Origin of the sequence: Spiroplasma endosymbiont of Ammophila pubescens, assembly GCF_964020965.1 — a bacterium.
Classification (GTDB): domain Bacteria; phylum Bacillota_I; class Bacilli_A; order Mycoplasmatales; family Mycoplasmataceae; genus Spiroplasma.
Genome location: NZ_OZ026611.1, coordinates 93855 through 113436 on the forward strand (window position 1 = coordinate 93855; position 19582 = coordinate 113436).

At 28.0% G+C, this 19582-nt stretch carries 18 protein-coding genes and 1 pseudogene; 15 read left to right on the forward strand and 4 right to left on the reverse strand.

Features of this window, described 5'->3' with window-relative positions; all coding sequences use genetic code 4:
- Nucleotides 1-22: 22 nt before the first annotated feature.
- The 8 genes and pseudogenes from ABNT63_RS00600 (at nucleotide 23) to ABNT63_RS00635 (ending at nucleotide 6283) form a co-directional block, all read left to right on the forward strand.
- Nucleotides 23-352 carry a hypothetical protein gene (locus tag ABNT63_RS00600; RefSeq protein ID WP_348735967.1) on the forward strand — a complete coding sequence of 110 codons (330 nt, stop codon included), beginning with the start codon at nucleotides 23-25 and terminating at the stop codon, nucleotides 350-352.
- 419 nt (nucleotides 353-771) lie between these two features.
- Nucleotides 772-1935: a hypothetical protein gene (locus ABNT63_RS00605; RefSeq protein ID WP_348735968.1), complete on the forward strand. Its 1164-nt coding sequence runs from the start codon at nucleotides 772-774 to the stop codon at nucleotides 1933-1935.
- 90 nt (nucleotides 1936-2025) lie between these two features.
- Nucleotides 2026-3012 (forward strand): annotated as a pseudogene (locus ABNT63_RS00610) (fructose-bisphosphatase class II).
- 137 nt (nucleotides 3013-3149) lie between these two features.
- On the forward strand, nucleotides 3150-3773 hold the full coding sequence (locus tag ABNT63_RS00615) for an aldo/keto reductase family protein (protein ID WP_348735969.1): 624 nt from the start codon (nucleotides 3150-3152) through the stop codon (nucleotides 3771-3773).
- Nucleotides 3774-4585: 812 nt separating this feature from the next.
- Nucleotides 4586-4861, forward strand: coding sequence for a hypothetical protein (locus tag ABNT63_RS00620; RefSeq protein WP_348735970.1), 276 nt, complete (start codon nucleotides 4586-4588; stop codon nucleotides 4859-4861).
- Nucleotides 4862-5066: 205 nt separating this feature from the next.
- On the forward strand, nucleotides 5067-5408 hold the full coding sequence (locus tag ABNT63_RS00625; RefSeq protein ID WP_348735971.1) for a hypothetical protein: 342 nt from the start codon (nucleotides 5067-5069) through the stop codon (nucleotides 5406-5408).
- Between the two features lie 41 nt (nucleotides 5409-5449).
- Complete coding sequence (locus ABNT63_RS00630; protein ID WP_348735972.1) at nucleotides 5450-6118, forward strand: hypothetical protein; 669 nt, start codon at nucleotides 5450-5452, stop codon at nucleotides 6116-6118.
- The gene (locus ABNT63_RS00635) at nucleotides 6119-6283 is read left to right on the forward strand and encodes a hypothetical protein (protein ID WP_348735973.1); all 165 of its coding nucleotides are present in this window, start codon (nucleotides 6119-6121) and stop codon (nucleotides 6281-6283) included.
- Nucleotides 6284-6346: 63 nt separating this feature from the next.
- Here the strand turns inward: ABNT63_RS00635 and ABNT63_RS00640 are convergent, their stop codons facing one another.
- The 3 genes from ABNT63_RS00640 to ABNT63_RS00650 all read right to left on the reverse strand — a co-directional run bounded on the left by ABNT63_RS00640 (nucleotide 6347) and on the right by ABNT63_RS00650 (nucleotide 8790).
- Nucleotides 6347-6706 (reverse strand): hypothetical protein, encoded by a 360-nt coding sequence (locus ABNT63_RS00640; protein ID WP_348735974.1) that lies wholly within the window; start codon nucleotides 6704-6706, stop codon nucleotides 6347-6349.
- 308 nt (nucleotides 6707-7014) lie between these two features.
- Nucleotides 7015-7653, reverse strand: a complete 639-nt coding sequence (locus ABNT63_RS00645) for a hypothetical protein (protein WP_348735975.1) — start codon at nucleotides 7651-7653, stop codon at nucleotides 7015-7017.
- Nucleotides 7654-7926: 273 nt separating this feature from the next.
- Nucleotides 7927-8790 (reverse strand): Cof-type HAD-IIB family hydrolase, encoded by an 864-nt coding sequence (locus ABNT63_RS00650; protein ID WP_348735976.1) that lies wholly within the window; start codon nucleotides 8788-8790, stop codon nucleotides 7927-7929.
- Nucleotides 8791-8981: 191 nt separating this feature from the next.
- Between ABNT63_RS00650 and ABNT63_RS00655 the strand changes: the two genes are divergently transcribed.
- The 5 genes from ABNT63_RS00655 (at nucleotide 8982) to dnaJ (ending at nucleotide 15901) form a co-directional block, all read left to right on the forward strand.
- Nucleotides 8982-11123 carry an ATP-dependent Clp protease ATP-binding subunit gene (locus tag ABNT63_RS00655; protein WP_348735977.1) on the forward strand — a complete coding sequence of 714 codons (2142 nt, stop codon included), beginning with the start codon at nucleotides 8982-8984 and terminating at the stop codon, nucleotides 11121-11123.
- Between the two features lie 102 nt (nucleotides 11124-11225).
- On the forward strand, nucleotides 11226-12272 hold the full coding sequence (gene hrcA, locus ABNT63_RS00660; RefSeq protein ID WP_348735978.1) for a heat-inducible transcriptional repressor HrcA: 1047 nt from the start codon (nucleotides 11226-11228) through the stop codon (nucleotides 12270-12272).
- On the forward strand, nucleotides 12265-12888 hold the full coding sequence (locus ABNT63_RS00665) for a nucleotide exchange factor GrpE (RefSeq protein WP_348735979.1): 624 nt from the start codon (nucleotides 12265-12267) through the stop codon (nucleotides 12886-12888). The genes hrcA and ABNT63_RS00665 overlap by 8 nt, the downstream gene beginning before the upstream one ends.
- A 28-nt stretch (nucleotides 12889-12916) precedes the next feature.
- Nucleotides 12917-14698 (forward strand): molecular chaperone DnaK, encoded by a 1782-nt coding sequence (dnaK, locus tag ABNT63_RS00670; protein ID WP_348735980.1) that lies wholly within the window; start codon nucleotides 12917-12919, stop codon nucleotides 14696-14698.
- 66 nt (nucleotides 14699-14764) lie between these two features.
- Complete coding sequence (gene dnaJ, locus ABNT63_RS00675) at nucleotides 14765-15901, forward strand: molecular chaperone DnaJ (protein ID WP_348735981.1); 1137 nt, start codon at nucleotides 14765-14767, stop codon at nucleotides 15899-15901.
- Between the two features lie 49 nt (nucleotides 15902-15950).
- Here dnaJ and ABNT63_RS00680 read toward each other — a convergent pair whose 3' ends face one another.
- Complete coding sequence (locus tag ABNT63_RS00680) at nucleotides 15951-16277, reverse strand: rhodanese-like domain-containing protein (RefSeq protein WP_348735982.1); 327 nt, start codon at nucleotides 16275-16277, stop codon at nucleotides 15951-15953.
- Between the two features lie 107 nt (nucleotides 16278-16384).
- Between ABNT63_RS00680 and ABNT63_RS00685 the strand changes: the two genes are divergently transcribed.
- Together ABNT63_RS00685 and plsX are read left to right on the forward strand one after the other, a co-directional pair.
- On the forward strand, nucleotides 16385-18493 hold the full coding sequence (locus ABNT63_RS00685) for a polyribonucleotide nucleotidyltransferase (protein ID WP_348735983.1): 2109 nt from the start codon (nucleotides 16385-16387) through the stop codon (nucleotides 18491-18493).
- A gap of 79 nt (nucleotides 18494-18572) precedes the next feature.
- The gene (gene plsX / locus ABNT63_RS00690) at nucleotides 18573-19577 is read left to right on the forward strand and encodes a phosphate acyltransferase PlsX (protein WP_348735984.1); all 1005 of its coding nucleotides are present in this window, start codon (nucleotides 18573-18575) and stop codon (nucleotides 19575-19577) included.
- Nucleotides 19578-19582: the final 5 nt, after the last annotated feature.

Consider the following 19582-nt stretch of genomic DNA (forward strand, 5'->3'; position numbering starts at 1 on the left):
ATCAAATGAATTAGAAGATTCTATGCTTCCTTTAATAATAAGTGAAATTGATAAATATTTTGAAAGTTCTGAATGTGAGTTGGTATTATTAAAAAATGAAATTAATAAAAATTTTGATAGAAGAGAAAGGATTGAGGCAGGCTTAAAAAATGAAATTGATAATTACTTTCGCAATAGAGGGAGTGTTTCAGCTTCACTACGAGATAAAATTAATCAATATTTTAGTGATAAGGAAATCCAAAGTAAAAGTATTTGAAAAAAAATGTATAAAAATATGAAAAAACCATTTAAAACTATAAAAGAGTTAATTTCAAGAACAAATCAAGAATATGAATCAATGAGTTGCAGTTAAAAATATTTTCGTCAACATGAAAAGATTGAAATTAAAGATGACATAACGCCATTGTTACCAGTAAGAAATAATTTTATTTTAAAATTTATAATATTAGCTATCATTAGTGATATATTAGGTGCCAGAGTATTAAAAGATTTAAATTTGATTTAAAAAATAATTTAAAATAGTTAATAGAATATGCATCTAAAGAAGTCAGTATCCTCAAAAAATTTTACGAACTTTTTAAAAGAGATGCATTTTTATTTGGAGAAAATTAATTACAATAATAATTTGATTATATTAATGTTACTTATTAAATTTATATAAAAAAAGTTAAAAAAGTTTAACTTTTTTTATGTTTAGTGTAAGATATAACTAATAGTTTTTAAATAAAAATAGTATTATAGTAAAAAAGAATGGATTAGGGAAGTATAAATATGGCAGATCAGGTTACCACAGATCAACAGTTATTACAAAAAGAAAAAAATGTAAAAAATGAATTAGATACTATTCGTACAAAACGCCGCATTATTCTGGGAATTATGTATGGATTAATTTCTGCAGTTGGGTATTCTATTGTCCTATTAATGCTATATATTATTCCAGAACAAGGACCATATGGTAATTTAGCAGCGCCAATTAATGCCACTTTTTATGTGACAGTTCAAGAAATAATGGCAACTTTTGTGATGTTTATTTTTTATAAGCCAAAAAATTTTATTAATTTTTTAAAATTACTTCGTCACAAAGAAACTTGACTAATTGTATTATATGGTTTTTTAGGTGGTCCGGTTGCAATGGTATTTTTTCAGTTATCAGTTTTATTAACAATTAATCATCAAGGTGGTACAGATGGAACTGTTCCAGGATTATTGTTAAATTTAAATGTTATTTTAACGTCAATTGGAAGTGCTATTTTCTTTCGTGCTCGTCAAAGTAAGTATACCTGAACTGCTTTAGCAATTTCTACATGTTTAATTTTAGGAATGTCAATTCATTTTGCAATTAAAGAAGGATTAGCTTGATCATCGATTGGAGGGATGTGTTTAGCTTTAGTGACCGCTGGCTTTTATACAATGGAAGCATTAGGAATGTCCCATTTAATGAGTTCTTCAAAAATTAAATTTACAAATCATGAAACAGTATCAATTAAAACTAGTTCTTCAGCGATATTAATGTTATTATTAGGGACACCAATTGCCGCAGTTTTTTCCTATCAAAGTTTCTTAGATGGTTATAAAATTTTTGCTAATTTTCAATATTATGATTATGCATTAATTGTTATTGCTGGAGGAATTATTATGGGTAGTTCTCGAATGCTATATTATGCATGTTTAGCAATGTCTGGACCCACTTATACAACTTCAACCCAATTATTAATGTTTTTTTGAACCGCAATTTTTCAATATATTTTTATTGCAGTAAATGTTCCAAATAAAATTTCAGAACCAACATGATATTATTGAGTGTATGTTATTCCAATTGTCTTTTGTACTTTTATTATTTCTAGCAATGAATTTTTAGTTCATGCTAGTAAAGTTGGATGAAAGCGGGTCTTTCATGAATTATTTGGTAAGATTCCAAAACAAAATACAAACTAAGGTTAATAAAAAATAAAAATGTAAGGTATTTTACATTTTTATTTTGGAAATTATATGATTAAATATTAATAGCAAGCAAAGGAATGAACAATGGAAACAAATAGTCTTTTATTTTTACGTGCGGTCCAGTTAGCTGTGATTGCTTCATATGAATTGGTTGGTAAAAATGATAAAAATATGTTAGACCAAAAAGCAGTTGATATTATTAATAAATTGTTAACAAGTAATGATGTTAAAGCAAAAATTGCAATTGGCGAAGGTGAACTTGATGCAGCACCAATGTTATATCAAGGGCAAACTTTTTCTCATCAACAAGCAATTACGATTGATATTGCAGTTGACCCCATTGAAGGGACAATACAGGCTAGTAAAAATGAACCGGGTTAAATTTCATGTATTGCTGTTGTTAAAAATAATACAATGTTACAAATCCCAGAAATGTATATGGAAAAATTGTTTTTATCATAGGACTTAGCTGTAATAGTTGATTTTAATCAACCAATTAAAGCAATTTTATTGACTTTATTAAAAATTAAGCAAAATTTATCATGTATTATTTTAAATAAACCGCGTCATCAAAAAATAATAAAAACAATGCGTCAATTAGGCATTAAGGTTGAATTAATTAATGAAGGAGATGTATTAGGAGCAATTGATGTTGTTTTAAAGAAGGCTGATTTTTTGTATGGAATTGGTGGTGTACCAGAAGGAGTTCTAATGAGTGTATTAGCAATTGCAACTAATTATAAAATGTTTGCACGTTTAATTCGGTATGAGCAAATTTGACCAAATGAAAAAGAAACAGCATTACGAATGAAAATTGAACAGCAAGGTTTAGAACAGAAAAAAATTAGTTACAACACAATTTTTTCTGAACAAAATTTAGTTGCTGATAAACAAGCAATGTTTTTTGCCGCTAGTTTAACAGGTGGAACAGTTTTAAAACCATTACAAATTATTGAGAAAGAATATGTTGTCCATTCTTTTATTGGTTATAATAATATTTATCATCAAATTATATCAAAATATCCAATAACAGATAATGTTGAAGAGTTATTAAAACAATATAGTAAATAATTGGTCGTATAAAGAAAATTGGGGTTTTTTATAAAAACAAGAAAAAAATGTCTTTATTTTATTGAACTAAATAATATTTAAAAACAAAAACCCAATCTTTTACATGCGACCAAATAATTTTAGAGGAGGTTAGAACAATGCCATTTCGCTTAGAGAAAATTTCATTTGGAACTTTATTTTTTAAAAAAGAAGAGGCGATTATTAATGCTTTACAAAATGGTTATAAAATTATTGATACTGCTAAAGTTTATCAAAATGAAGAAATTGTTGGACGAGCAATTAAAAAATATTTAAATTCTAATAACCAAAGGCGAGAAGATATTACTATTGAAACAAAAATTTGATGTGATGATATTGAGGCAGAAAATAATATCAATGCTGTGTTAGAGTCGTTAAAACGATTAAATGTTACTTATTTAGATATTGTTTTAATTCATCGCCCAAATTTAAATTTTTACAAAACTATCAAAGCCTATACCGAATTGCTACAATGCAAAGCGAAAGGGTTAATTAATGTTGTTGGTGTAAGTAATTTTGATAAGGATATGATTGAAATTTTGTTTGAAGAAACGAGTATTTATCCAAATTTAAACCAAATTGAATTTAATCCTTTTAATCAAAGATGAGATCGTGTACAATATTGTCAAAATAAAAACATTTTGGTACAAGCATATTCCCCAATTGCTAATACAATGGAAAATCAAATTCTAGTTGCCGAAGCTAAAAAATATAATTGTACTGTTGCTCAATTAGAGTTTTAGCTTGAATCCAATATTTTAGTATTCAACCAATTGTTAAAGCAGAACTATTACGTCATATCCAAGAAAACAAGCATAGTGAAAAGATTAGACTAACTAAAAAAACAATTCAAATCTTACAGAGTCTCAATATGTATGATAATATTTATCTCGAAACATTTGATAGGTTTTAATGAAAAATATTATTATTTTTATAAAATAATAAAAAACAATAATATAAATTATTTTTTTTATTTATAAATTTAAGTATATTCTTTCTTAGTGCAAAAAAATTGAAAGAATTTTTAAATAAATTATTAATTATTAGTGTTTTTTCGTTTCTTATTAAAAAGTTTGTTATTTTAAAGGATTGTAACATTTTTCCTTGGTGAAGTATTTAATTTTTGTCATTTTTTGAATTTTTGTTATCTGTATTTGTTTTATCTTTTTTTTAGGTCTTTTGCGGTATTTTGAGTTTGCTCTGGTTTTTTACAAGCTGTTAAACTTGATGCTGATACACTAAATATTCCAATTGCACCTAAAAATACTAAATAATCTTTTCATAGATTTAAAATGGGACATCCTTTCTAAAAATAATAGTTTAATTAAAAATTAAACTATTAGTAATATCTTATAAAAAAATAATAAAATCAAAAGTAAATTTTGTTTTTATCAAATTATTTGTAAATTAAATTTATAATTTTAAAAATAATTTGATATTTTTTTTAAATATCTTATTTTTAAATTTCTATACTAAAATTCACAATGGTAATGAAAACTTAAAAAATGTTATAATATAAGTATAGGTAAATAGGTCCAAAATGAAGGTCTAGAAAATGGCAGAAAAAACAATGGCTGAGATTTTAGCTATAGCTAAAAGAGTTAAAACATCAATTGATTCTCCCCAAACTTTAAATAAAGAAGAACCTTTTGATTTTAGACATTTAACCCTTGAACAAAAGTTAAAATTAAGACAAGCGGCTAATAATCCAAAAAATCCAAATTATAAAATTTGACTACAATTAAATCACGAAAAACAAGCGTATAATTGAATTAAAATTGATAAAAAGAAAATAAAAGATTTAATTGAAGATGATAATAATTGATGATAATAATTAATAAAATTTTATTAAACTAAAAAATAGTTTCTAATAAGGTAATGTTATTATCAAGTTGGTTATTAGAGAGATCCTAATAGTCATAATCATCTTGTTAGTATTAATATTTTAACATCCGTACCTCACGGATGTTTTTAATTAGAATTAAATGAATGTAATTTTTAATTTAGATAATATTTTGTTATAATATAATGCTCTAGTGCGATGTAATATTTTATTAACTTTAAATTATGAAAAAATATTTTTATACCTATCAAAATTAATTTTATTTAAGGAGAAAGGTTATGAAAAAAATGAAGATATTACAATAATTATTATTTTAATAACTAGTGTAATAATTATCTTTTCTATTGGAGGATTATTTTTATGTGTTTTAAAAGGCGATAATGAAATTGACTATGCTAAACATAGTGATTGTTTACTATACCGTAATTATTATAGTAAAGAAAAAATAAATTTATCTAATTTAAATAATAACCAATTAGTAAAAGGAACATTACAATCTTTTAATAGTAAATTTTTAAAAAAAAGATATCGTTAACTGATGAAGATTTTGCATTTATTCATCATTGTGAAAATAATATGACTTATCAAGCAAGCCAGATGTCAATTAACAATTTTAACAAAAAGAAAAAATTTAACCATTTTCAAACATTTGATAATGTTGTGCATGGAGTAACAAATAATCAAGTTTATTCTTATCAATTTGCGGAAATGGTTACTGCTGTTGCTTCTGATAGGCAAAAGTTATTTATTAATAATTTAATTACTTTTGCTAATTTATTTGTTAATATTTATGGTTTTCCAATTTTTCAAAAATTATGATATAGTATTGAATTTAATAATGATATTATTAAAAGTAATGGCAATAACCCTTTAGCAGTAACAAAGTTAAAAAAGAATGGCCATTATTTAGCCCAATGTATGATTATTAGTGGCCGAACATTGCAAGAGCATGTAAACAAAAAACAATATGAAATTGGTTTTTATTCAACAGCAGATAATATTTCAACAATTATTCATGAAATAGGATATGCCATTGCAAATTATGCATCAGTTTGGCCCTCTGATCGAATTTATTTTAATCATAATATTAATGTTGATACTGGTAAATGTATTTGTGAATCTAGTAGCGAGCAACTAAATATTCGTGCATTTATTACTAATCCTGGTGATTTATTAGTTCAATATTTAGGACATCAAGTTGGAATTAGCAATAATACTCCGTTTCAACAACAATTATCAGCATAGTTGTTTATTCAATCTGGTTATGGACGAACTAGTGATAATGATGAATTATTTGCAGAAGGATTTGCCCAGTGAATGTTAACACCTGATGAAGAAAAAGGACTTAATTGAGAAATTTTAAATGAATTTTATAGTACGTACTTTAGAAATTATTATTATTTAAATTAAAAACCAACTCTTTCTAGAGTTTGTTTTTAATTTACAAAAATCATAAAATAATTTAGTTAAATCCTAAAGGTTTCTAATAATATATAAGGAACTTTGGTCTCAATAGTCGTTAGTTGTTGTTGATAAAACTAATTCATCGTTTTCATTCATTTGTTGATATTTTGTATGAAAATCAGAATAGTGCTCATATATTAGATTAGTAATAGTTTGAATATTATCATTTGTAATTGATCCTCCCGCACCAGAATGATCTTCTTCTGGGATATTTCAAATAGTTGCATTTAATCAAGCCATAAATTCTGACTTATCTTTATTTTCAAATTTATTTATTATTTCTTCAACTTGGTAAAAACTTAATTTAACTTTTAAAACATCGGGTGCTAAAAATTTATATCATTTTTCAAAAATTTCATCTTTCATCATTTTGTTTTTGTTTATTAATAAGTAAATATCATCAAAATATTGTTGAATATAAATATTATTATTTATTTTATCAAAATAATTTTTTTTATACCTTTTTCTGTTATTGAATCTAATTCAATAATATTTACTTCGTTATTTTTTAAATAATAAATCATATCATTTTCACCAACAAGATAAAGAATATTGTTTGCAGTTGTTATTAATGAGATTTTTCCTCTTACCTCATTTATTTGCTCTGGATTTGTTTCGTCATTTTTTAATACATAAGCACCAAAATCAGTTCCAAAATAAATATCATTGTTGATAATTTAAATTGTTCAAACATTTTCATCAATACCATTTATTTTAGTGGTAGTTGTTTCCCCATTTTTTAAAACATAAAGACCCTGATTCGTTGCAAAATATACATTATGATTTTTATCAATTTCTAATAAATGAATACTTACATAGTCAAGTACATTTATTTTAGTGGCGGTTGTTTCGCCAATTTTAATATTATAATTACCAATATAACTGTAAACATAGATTTTATTATTATCAATTTTTAATTCATGATTAGTAAAAAAAATAAAATTATTTATTTTAATAGCGGTTGTTTCCCTATTTTTTAAGATATAAGCGCCTTTCTCAGTTCCGATGTAAGTAATATTTTTATGAAAAGTAATAGTTTTAACCAATTCATTAATTACATTAATCTTTTGTTTTTTTGTATTCTTATACTGCAAATAATAAAGTTCATTTTTAGTGCCTATAAAACTATTACCTTTATCGTCAAAAGCAATAAATTGTACTGTTTCTGTATTAATTTTTATTAACTTAGCATATTCAGTTTCAGTATTAATAAAGTTTGTTAAAATTTCATTATTATTAGGTTTAATAGCAGTAATTGTGCTTATTCCATTTAAAATAGCTGTTGATATTGTTAAGATACTTAATATTTTTTTCATATAATTTTCTGCCCCTTTCTTTTGCTATATTAATCAAAATTATTTTTAAAAAAGTAAAAATAACAAATTATTTTCATAGAAACAAAAATGATATAGGTGTTATTATAAAATTTTATTATGAAAATATTTATTATTCTTAAATATTCAATACTTCCAATTTTAATTTAATTAATATAACAGCCTAAATCATTTTTCTGATTTAGTAATTGTATTTTAGCATTAAAAAAATGAAAATATTTTTTAATTGTTTTAAAGATAAAAAAAGAAATGTTTTTAAACATTTTCTCCTTTTAATAGTTTTTGTAAATAATCACCAACGCCGCCTTCATCATTAGTTAAGTGTGTAATTCCCCGAGCATTAGTTTTTAAATTGTCATTTCCATTTTTCATTGCGATTCCATAACCAACATTTTGCAATAGTTCTAAGTCATTCATTTCATCACCAAAGGCAATAACATCACGAATATCAACGTTATAATATTGTGCTAAAATATTAGCTGCAAATCCTTTTGAAACAAGTTTATTTGTAATGTTAATCATTATTTGCACCTGACCGCTACTATAATGCCTAATGTTAACTTGGACAGAGTTTTTAAAATTTTCAAAAATTCGTAAAATTTGATCTTTTTCATTAACATTTTTTAAATATAAGGCCATATTACTAGCTGGACCTTTTCAAGCAGTATAAGGATTGGCAATAAAATATTCATCATCATCCACATCATCAAGATGAAAGTAATTTTCAATTGCCTCATCTTTTTTTCAACAAATTGCTTTATCATAATGTTCAATTAAGACATTTGCAACAATATTTTTTACATCAGGATGGTTGATAATACTCATAATAACATCATAAGAAATTGGAAAAACTAAACGTTTAAACTCTCGTTTTAATGGGTCATGAATGTGACCACCATCAAAGTTTGTTAATAAGTTGTCTAACCCTAATTCACGATAAAAGCGAATACTTGCTCGATGAGGGCGACCAGTTGTAATACATACTTTATGCCCAGCTTTAACAGCTTCTTTGATCACATCTTGTGTTTTTGGATGGATTGTTTTGCCATCATTCATCAATGTTGTACCATCTAAATCAATTAGAATTAAACGTTTTTTATTTAGGTGTTGTAATTTCATGGGACTCCTTTCTAAAAAAATAATTATGTTTCTAATCCCTGTATCTCTTATTATATCTAATATTTTTATATTTATATTATTTTTAAAAATTTAGCAGTATTTAATTGACTTTGCTAATTAGTATGATAATATATAATTGTAAAATTAGCAAACAAGCATATAGAGTGCTAAAAATTAAAGGAGGCAAAAGTATGGATTTAACACAACAATATGAACCAGGTAAAGATCCAAAAGTTCTTGAAAAATTTGCCAAAAATCTTAATAAAGAGGCTCTTGCTGGAAAATTAGACCCAATTATTGGACGTGAAGATGAAATTAATCGAGTAATTCGAATTTTATCACGAAGAACAAAAAATAATCCGGTTTTAATTGGTGAACCTGGTGTTGGAAAAACAGCGATTGTTGAAGGACTAGCACAGCGAATTGTTAAAGGTGATATTCCTAGTAATTTAAAAAATAAAACAATATATGAATTAGATATGGGAGCATTAATTGCTGGTGCGAAATTTCAAGGTGAATTTGAAGAACGTTTAAAAGCAGTTTTAAATAAAGTTAAAGAATCAAATGGCGATATTATTTTATTTATTGATGAGTTGCATTTAATTGTGGGAGCTGGTAAGACACAAGGTAGTATGGATGCTAGTAATTTATTAAAACCAATGTTAGCGCGTGGTGATTTGCATTGTATTGGTGCAACGACTTTAGATGAACATCGTTTATATATTGAAAAAGATGCTGCGTTAGAGCGACGCTTTCAAAAAGTAGTTGTCAGTGAATCAACCATTGATGAAAGTATTTCAATTTTACGAGGTTTAAAAGAACGATTTGAAACCTTTCATGGGGTTAAAATTCATGATAATGCTTTAGTTGCATCAGTTAACTTATCGTCTCGGTACATTACTGACCGGTTTTTGCCAGATAAAGCAATTGACTTAATTGATGAAGCTTCTGCAACAATTAAAACAGAAATTGCATCAGTTCCAACCGAATTAGATAATTTAAATCGGCGAATTGTTCAGTTAGAAATTGAAAAAGCAGCTTTGCAAAAAGAAACTGATAAGGCATCTAATGAACGGTTAGTTGATATTGAAAATGAATTGAAACCATTAAAAGCAAAACAACAAAAATTAGATATTCAATGAAATTCAGAAAAAGAAAGTATTACTAAATTAAAAAACTTAAAATCACAAGTTGAACAATTAAAAAAAGAGTTAGAGCAAGCGCAATTAAGTGGTGATTTTAATCGTGCTGGTGAAATTCAATATGCTTTATTACCAAAACTAGAAAAACAATTACATGAACAAGAAAAACAAGCTTCAGGTTCACATCTTTTGAAAGAAGATGTAACTGAGCGTGATATTGCTGCAATTGTTGGAAAGTGAACTGGTATTCCAGTTGACCGTTTAATAGAAACAGAAAAGGCAAAATTATTAAATTTAAGTAAGATTTTACGACGTCGTGTTCGTGGTCAAAACGAAGCAATTCAAGTAGTTGCTGATGCAATTATTCGTAGTCGAAGTGGAATTAAAGACCCAAATAAACCAATTGGTAGTTTCTTATTTTTAGGACCAACAGGAGTTGGGAAAACAGAAGTTGCCCGTAGTTTAGCATATGTTCTTTTTAACTCAGAAAAACAAATGGTACGATTAGATATGTCTGAATATATGGAAAAACATTCAGTAAGTAAATTAATTGGGGCGCCACCAGGTTATGTTGGTTATGAACAGGGTGGACAATTAACCGAGGCTGTTCGTCGAAGCCCATATTCAATTGTTTTATTTGATGAAATTGAAAAAGCACATCCTGATATTTTAAATATTTTGTTGCAAATTTTAGAAGATGGTCGTTTAACTGATTCATTAGGTAAAACTGTTGATTTTAAAAATACAATTATTATTATGACTTCTAATATTGGGTCAGAATATTTATTAAATGAAAATAATGATGGTGTTGGTTTATTAATTCAAAAAGAATTAGCTAGAAAATTTAAACCAGAGTTTTTAAATCGAATTGATAATGTTGTGACCTTTAATGCTTTATCAAAAGATGTTATTAAAGAAATTATTGAAAAAGAATTAGCTGAATTAACACAACGAATTGAAAATAGTAAAAACATTTGTATTAGTTATTCTGAAAAAGTATTAGAAAAAATTTTAAACGAAGGATATGATCGTGAATTTGGAGCACGACCAATTAAGCGATATATTCAACGAAATCTTGAATCGTTAATTGCTCATGCTATTATTTCAGAAGAAGTTCAAGAGAGTAAATCTTATACAATTGATGTAGTTAAGAACGAAATGGTTATTAAGAATAGCACAAAATTAAATTAGCACTTGCATTCTTTAAATGATAAATTTATAATATTAAGTGTTAGCACTATTTAGTGTTAATTGCCAAATATTTATAAGAATTGTAGAATGGAGGTGCTGCTGGTGTTAACCCAACGACAAGAAAACATTTTAAAAGTAATTGTAGAAGAATACACAAAAACAGCACAGCCTGCTGGAAGTAAAGCTATTATGGCTTCGTTCTTAATAGATTCTTCTTCTGCAACAATTCGTAATGAATGTGCAATTTTAGAAAAAGAAGGTTTTTTAGAAAAAGAACATGCTTCATCGGGAAGAATTCCATCAACAAAAGGTTATCGTTATTATGTTGATAACTTGATGGTTGAGAAAAATATTGATGATATTAAAAACCGGATTGAAGCCTTATTTGTTAATCGAAATATGTCAATTAATGATATTCTTGATCAAACAGGCCAAATTTTAAGTGAAATGACAAATTTAACAACAGTTGTTGTTGGTCCAAACTTTCAAGAAGAATTATTAAAAAAAATTGAATTATTGCCAATTTCTGAAACACAAGCAGTTGTTGTCTTTGTTTTAACAAATGGGCATGTTGAGAATAAAATGTTTACAATTGATAAAAATAGTTCAATGAACGATTTAAAAATTTCTGTTGAATTATTTAATACACGGTTAGAAAATACTAAAATAACTGATATTCCAACAAAATTTGAGGTAATTCGTCCAATTTTAAAACAACAAGTAAAACATTATGAATATATTTTAAAACAATTTGTTAACGCTTTAACAAGTATTGTTAAACCAAGTTATTCAACTCATGGGATTCAATATATGCTCCAAAATCCGGAATATAATAACCCAGAACGAATTAAACAAGTTATTTGCTTAATTGAAACAATTTCACCGTTTGATTATTTTAAAAAACAACAGAATAACCCAAGCGAAAATCTTGTTTCAATTCAAATTGGGAATGAAACAGGGTTTAACAATGATGATATGGCTTTGTTGACAACAACTTATAAGGTTGATGATATGCAAGAAGGAGGAATTGCTTTAGTAGGGCCAAAGCGGTTAGAATATGATAAGCTTTATGAAGTTCTTGAATGATTAGCTTATCGGATTAAAGAAGCATATCAAAAAGAAGATAGAGAGGGTGAGATTAATGAGTAATAAAAAAAATGATAAATCTTCGCCAAACCAATTAAAAGAAAAAATTCAACAATTACGGAAAGAATTAGCAAATAATCAACCTGCTGATTCACCGTCAGAATCAGGGAAAACAGCAACAGCACCGACAGCTGAAGCAAATAATTTGGCAATTATTGAAGATTTAGAACATGAAATTGATTTATTGTTAAAAGACAATTTACGCTTGCGAGAAGAAAAATTATTAGCTTTAGCTGATGGTGAAAATTTAAAGAAAAGAATTCATAAAGAAGTTGCTGATATTAAACGTTATCGTGCAGCAGGGATGGCAGAAAAATTATTGCCAACATTAGATAACTTTGAACGTGCTTTGCAAGTTACTAATGTAACACCAGAAGTGAAAAACTTTTTAACAGGGTTTGAAATGATTTATCGTATGTTTAAAACGGTTTTTGAAGAAGAAGGTATTACCGCAATGGAGACAAAAGTAGGAGAACACTTTAATTCTAATTTCCATTCGGCAATTGAAATTATTAAAACAACTGATGTTTCATCAGGATGTATTGTTAAAATTTTACAAAAAGGATATATGATTCATGATCGTGTTTTACGTCATGCATCAGTTCAAGTTGCAAAATAATTAATTTAAGAGAGGAAGGTATGATAATATGGCAAAAATTATTGGTATTGATTTAGGAACAACAAATTCATGTGTTGCTGTGATGGAAGGAAAAGATTTTAAAGTTTTAGAAAATCCCGAAGGGCAAAGAACAACACCATCAGTTGTTTCATTTAAAAATGAAGAAATTATTGTGGGAGATGCGGCAAAACGGCAAGCAGTAACAAACCCAAATACAATTAGTTCAATTAAACGTAAAATGGGGACATCAGAAAAAGTTCATGTTAATAATAAAGATTATAGTCCTGAACAAATTTCTGCTGAAATTTTACGTTATTTAAAAAACTATGCTGAGAAAAAATTAGGACAAAAAGTTTCAAAAGCAGTTATTACTGTTCCAGCTTATTTTAATGACGCACAACGACAAGCAACAAAAGATGCTGGAAAAATTGCTGGATTAGAAGTTGAAAGAATTATTAATGAACCAACTGCGGCAGCATTAGCTTATGGAATTGATAAAGTTGATAAAGAGCAAAAAGTTTTAGTATTTGACTTAGGGGGAGGAACTTTTGATGTTTCAATCTTAGATTTAGCAGATGGAACATTTGAGGTTTTAACAACTGCTGGGGATAATCATTTAGGAGGAGATGACTTTGATGAAGTTATTATTCAATGAATGGTTGATGAATTTAAAAAAGATAATGGTATTGATTTAAAAACAGATAAAATGGCAATGCAACGATTGAAAGAAGAAGCAGAAAAAGCGAAAAAAAATCTTTCTTCACAATTACAAACTGAAATTGCAGCACCATTTATTACTGCGCGTGATGGAAATCCATTACATTTAAACCTAACATTAACAAGAGCAAAATTTGATGAAATGACAAAAAGCCTTGTTCAACGAACAATTGAACCAGTTCGTAAAGCATTAGCTGATGCAAAATTAAAACCCAGTGATTTAGACCAAGTTTTACTAGTGGGAGGAAGTACGAGAATTCCAGCGGTACAAGAAGTTATTAAACATGAATTAGGAAAAGAACCAAACCGCACAATTAATCCTGATGAAGTTGTTGCAATTGGTGCAGCAATTCAAGGGGGAATTTTAGCTGGTGATGTAAAAGATGTCTTATTATTAGATGTTACACCATTATCATTAGGTATTGAAACATTAGGAGGAGTCTCAACTGTTTTAATTCCTCGTAATACCACAATTCCAACATCAAAATCACAAGTGTTTTCAACCGCTGCTGATAATCAACCAGCTGTTGATATTCATGTTTTACAAGGGGAACGTAAAATGGCAGCAGATAATAAATCATTAGGACGATTCCAATTGTCTGGGATTGAACCAGCACCAAAAGGAATTCCCCAAATTGAAGTTAAGTTTTCAATTGATGCAAACGGAATTGTATCAGTTACTGCAAAAGATTTAAAAACAAGTAAAGAACAATCAGTTACCATTACTAATGGTGGTGGTTTAACAGAAGAAGAAATTCAACGAATGATTAATGAAGCAGAACAAAATAAAGATAAAGATGAGCAAAAATTAAAAAACATTGAATTGCGTAATAAGGCAGAGTCATATCTTTCAACAATTACACAAGCTTTAGAAGGAAATAAGGATAAAATGGATCCTGAACAGTTAAAAGCTTCTGAAGAAATGGCCAAAGAAATTAAAGAATTGTTAGAAAAAGAAGATTATACTGGTTTAGAAGCAAAAATGGCAGCATTAGAACAAGCAATGACTGAAGCTTCAAAATTTATGAATGACCAACAAGGTGATAAATCTGAACCAGAAGTTACGAATGATGATGACAAAAAAGATAAATAAGACAATAATGATGACTAAAATTCTTTTAGTTATCTTTTCTTTAAAAGAGAAAGTAGGAAGATGGTAATGGGAAAACGAGACTATTATGAAGTATTGGGCGTTAATCGTAATTCCACTGATGATGAAATTAAACGTGCTTTTCGACAATTAGCAAAAAAATATCATCCTGATGTTTCAAAAGAGAAAGATGCCGAAGCAAAGTTTAAGGAAATTAATGAAGCTTATGAAGTTTTATCTGATCCAAATAAACGTCGCAATTATGATCAGTTTGGTCATGCTGGAACTAACCTCAATGGTTTTGGTGGCTTTAGTCATGGTTTTAGTAGTACGGGAGATTTTGAAGATATTTTCTCTGGTGGTTTTGGTAGTTTTGGTGATATTTTTGAAAACTTTTTTGGCGGTGGTAAAAAACGCCGTGGTTTTAGTAATCAACCAATTAGAGGGGAAAATATTGCTGCACGTGTTACATTAACGTTAAAAGAACAAATGTTTGGGAAGAAAATAAACCTAGATTTAAATATTGATAAAAAATGTGAAATGTGTGATGGAACTGGAGCAAAAGACCCTAAAAAAAACATTCATACTTGTACAACTTGTGATGGTTATGGTTATGTTAACCTTGAACAGCGTAGTATTTTTGGTGTGATTCAATCACAACAACCTTGTCCTGATTGTAAAGGGCGCGGAAAAGTAATTACTAATAAATGTTCAAAATGTAAAGGTCAAGGGAATTATCGTGGGAAAGAAACAGTAGAAATTGAGTTACCGAAATCAATTTATGAAAATCAACAGTTGCGAATTCGTGAAAAAGGAAACTACGGTCTAAATAATGGTCCACGGGGAGATATTTATTTAGAAATTTCAGTAAAACCAAATAAATATTTTAAGCAGGTTAATGATAACCTTCATTTAAATTTACCAGTATCTTATTTAGATGCTTTACTAGGAGCTGAAATTAAAGTTCCAACTTTTGATGGGGATGTTCATTTGAAATTACCACCAAATACAAAAACAAATAGTATTTTTAATATTCCAAATCATGGGTTTTTCAAATCACCAACATCTACAAAACGAGGAGATTTAATTGTTAATGTGATTGTAGCAATTCCAACAAAATTATCGCCAGAAGAAAAAACAATTTTACAAAAGTTAAGAAATAATAGTTCGTTTAAAATTACTGATGATTTCTATGAGGATTTATAATTATTAAAAAAAGTTTTAATTATGATATTAATATCATAATTAAAACTTTTTATTTTTTTGTTTCTTGTTCTTTTCAACGGTAATAACCATAAATCCCAGTTCTTAAAACATAAGCATTATGATATCCTAATTGTTGTAGTTCTAATGCTGCTTCACTACTGCGATTACCACCATTGCATAATGTAATAATTAATTGGTTTTTGTCTGATAAGTAACGCGATGGATCTTGGAGCAAATCAAAAACATAAACATTGATTGAATTTGGAATTTGTCGTAACGCTTTAAATTCAATCTCAGTGCGGACATCTAATAATAAAGCTTGTTCTTTTTGTGTTTCAAAGATTTCATTATCCATATAGACTGCTTTTTGGTTCATTATGTACTCCTTATTTTTTTTGTATATTTATATCATATCGTAAATATAAAATAATGTGTGATAAAATTAATAAGATTAAGTATCACAGAAAGGAATTAAGAGTTTTGATGGCAAAACAAGTATTTAAAAAAATAATAAATAATCAGGAACTAATTGTTGAGCATGGCCAATTAGCAAAACAAGCAAGTGGTTCAATTTTAGTACGTTTTGGTGATACTGTTGTTTTAGTAACCGCAACAGTTAATAACAAACTTAGTGAAAGTGATTTTTTTCCTTTAACAGTTGTTTTTCAAGAAAAATTATATTCAGTAGGAAAAATTCCGGGTGGATTTTTAAAACGAGAAGGGAAACCATCTGAATATGGTACTTTATCAGCACGAGTAATTGACCGTGCTTTACGGCCATTATTTTCAGAAAATTTTCGTAATGAAGTTCAAATTGTTATTAATGTTCTTGCTGTTGATAATGATCATGATGTGCGGGTGGTTAGTTTATTTGCGGCATCATTAGCACTTAGTATTTCTAAAATTCCATTTGCTGGTCCAGTAGCGGGAGCATTGGTAACTGTTGATCAAAATAATAATATTATTATTAATCCAACATTAGAACAAATTAATAATGGCAAAATGGAATTAATTGTTGCTGGAACAGCGGAGGCAATTAATATGGTTGAAGCGGGGGCAAAAGAAGTTTCTGAAAGTTTAATGTTGCAAGCAATTTTAGCGGGACATGATGTTATTAGACAATTAATTATTTTTCAGCATGAAATTATTGCAAAAGTTAGGGTACCAAAAATGGAAGTTGAGTTGTTTCAAATTCGCCCTGAAATTATTACTTATGTTAATAACAATTATGCAAAAGAGTTAATTACAGCTGCTCGAATTAAAGAAAAAACAAAACGTTATGAAACAATTGAACATTTAGTTGAACAAGCAATTAATAGTTATTCTATTCCAGTTCCACTTTCAGAAAAAGAACAGAAAAAATTGACTCTAGAATTAAAAACAGCTTTACATAATATTATTTGTCAAGAAGTGCGTCGCCAAATTTTAATTGATAAAACACGCTTAGATGGCCGAAAATTAGATCAAATTCGCCCATTAAGTAGTGAAATTGATATATTACCAGTTGTTCATGGTAGTGCTTTGTTTACTAGGGGTGAAACACAAGTTTTATCAGTTGTAACATTGGGTGCATTAGATGAAAATCAAATTATTGATGGAATTATCGATGAAGAAGGTAAACGTTTTATGCATCATTATAACTTTCCACCATTTTCAGTTGGTGAAACTGGGCGGATTGGTCCTCCTTCACGACGAGAAATTGGTCATGGCGCATTAGGAGAAAAAGCATTATTACAAATTATTCCTAGCGGAAAAGTGTTTCCATATACAATTCGAATTGTTTCCGAAGTTTTAGAATCAAATGGTAGTACTTCCCAAGCATCAATTTGTGCTGCTACATTAGCTCTAATGGCGGCTGGAGTGCCAATTACAGCGCCAGTAGTTGGGATTGCCATGGGTTTAATCAAAGAAAAAAATAACTATACTATTTTAACTGATATTCAAGGTATGGAAGATTATCTTGGTGATATGGACTTTAAAGTAGCCGGAACTGCAAAGGGAATTTGTGCCTTACAAATGGACATTAAAATTGCAGGAATTAATAAGGCAATTCTCCAAGAAGCTTTAGAAGCGGCAAAAGAAGCACGGTTAACAATTTTAGATAATGTTTTAACAACTATTTCTAAACCACGAGCACATTTAGCACCAACAGCACCAAAAATGAAAACATTTATGATTCCTGTTGATAAGATTCGGGAAGTTATTGGTCCGGGTGGTAAAATGATTACAGCTATTATTGAAAAATCAGATGATGTTAAAATCGATATTGAGGATGATGGCCAAGTGACAATTTACCATAGAGAAAGCACAGCGATTGAAAAAGCATATCAATTAATTAAAGCAATTGCAATGCCAATTATTGTTGGTGAAGAAATAATTGGACCAGTTGTTAAAATTGAAAAATTTGGTGTTTTTGTTAATTTAAAAGAAAATCTTGATGGTTTAATTCATATTTCTAAATTAGCTAAACAACATGTTGAAAAAGCACAAGATATTGTTCAATTAAACGATATTGTTAAAGTTAAAGTAATAGAAATTGATGGGAAAGGGAAAATTAAGTTACAATTAATTGAAATATTACCTAAAAAGTAACTTAATTTTTTAATGTTGGTTCTTAAATAAATAACTAAAATATTTGTTATAATTAAATAAGGAGTTAGGAGATTTAATTATGAGTAAAATTGCAATTGATATGATGGGAACTGATTTAGGCATTAAACCAATTATTCACGCTTTGAAAGTTTTTATGAAGAAATATGACGATGTTACTTTTATTTTAATTGGAGCTGAGAAGGAACTGAAGGCTGCCACCGCAGTAGCAAAGTTAGATAATACAAAATATGAAATTTTTGCTACAACAGAAGTAATTGCAATGACAGAAGGTATGATGCAAGTTCGTCGTAAACCAAATAGTTCAATGGTTCGTGGAACTGAATTATTGCGTGATCAAAAAGTAGATGCTTTAGTATCTGGTGGTTCAACTGCAGCTTTTTTAGCAGCGTGTCATTTTATTGTGGGAGAAATTTCCGGAGTTTCACGACTAGCTTTTATGCCTTTTATTCCAACAGTTAACAAGGGAAAGTCTGTTTTAATGCTAGATGTTGGTGCTAATTTAGAAAATGATGCCCAAGATCTTGTTAATTTTACAATTATGGCTAGTGTTTATGCGCAAGAAATTATGCACAATCCAAAACCAAGTGTGGCAATCTTAAATATTGGTGAAGAAGCATCAAAAGGAAAAGATTATCATAAAGAAGCTTATAAATTATTAGCAAATAATAAAAATATTTTTTTTAAAGGAAATATTGAGCCACGTGATATTACTAGTGATGTTGTTGATATTATTGTAACAGATGGTTTTACTGGTAATATTGCTCTAAAAACATTGGAGGGAATGACTAAAAATTTAATGGGTGTTATTAAACACGAATTAACAAAGAATTTTTATCGAAAATTAAAAGCTTTTTCGTTACGAAAAGCTTTTCGGGGAGTTCGTGAAACCTTTGATTATCGAAATAATGCAGCAGCATTAGTCTTAGGATTAAGAGCAATTGCTGTTAAAACGCATGGTAGTAGTGATGAAAAATCATGAATTAGTACTTTAGAATTAACTCGCACCGCAGTTGTCAATGATTTTGTGCAAAAAATGACAGTTAAATTGTTAAAGGGGGATTAATTATA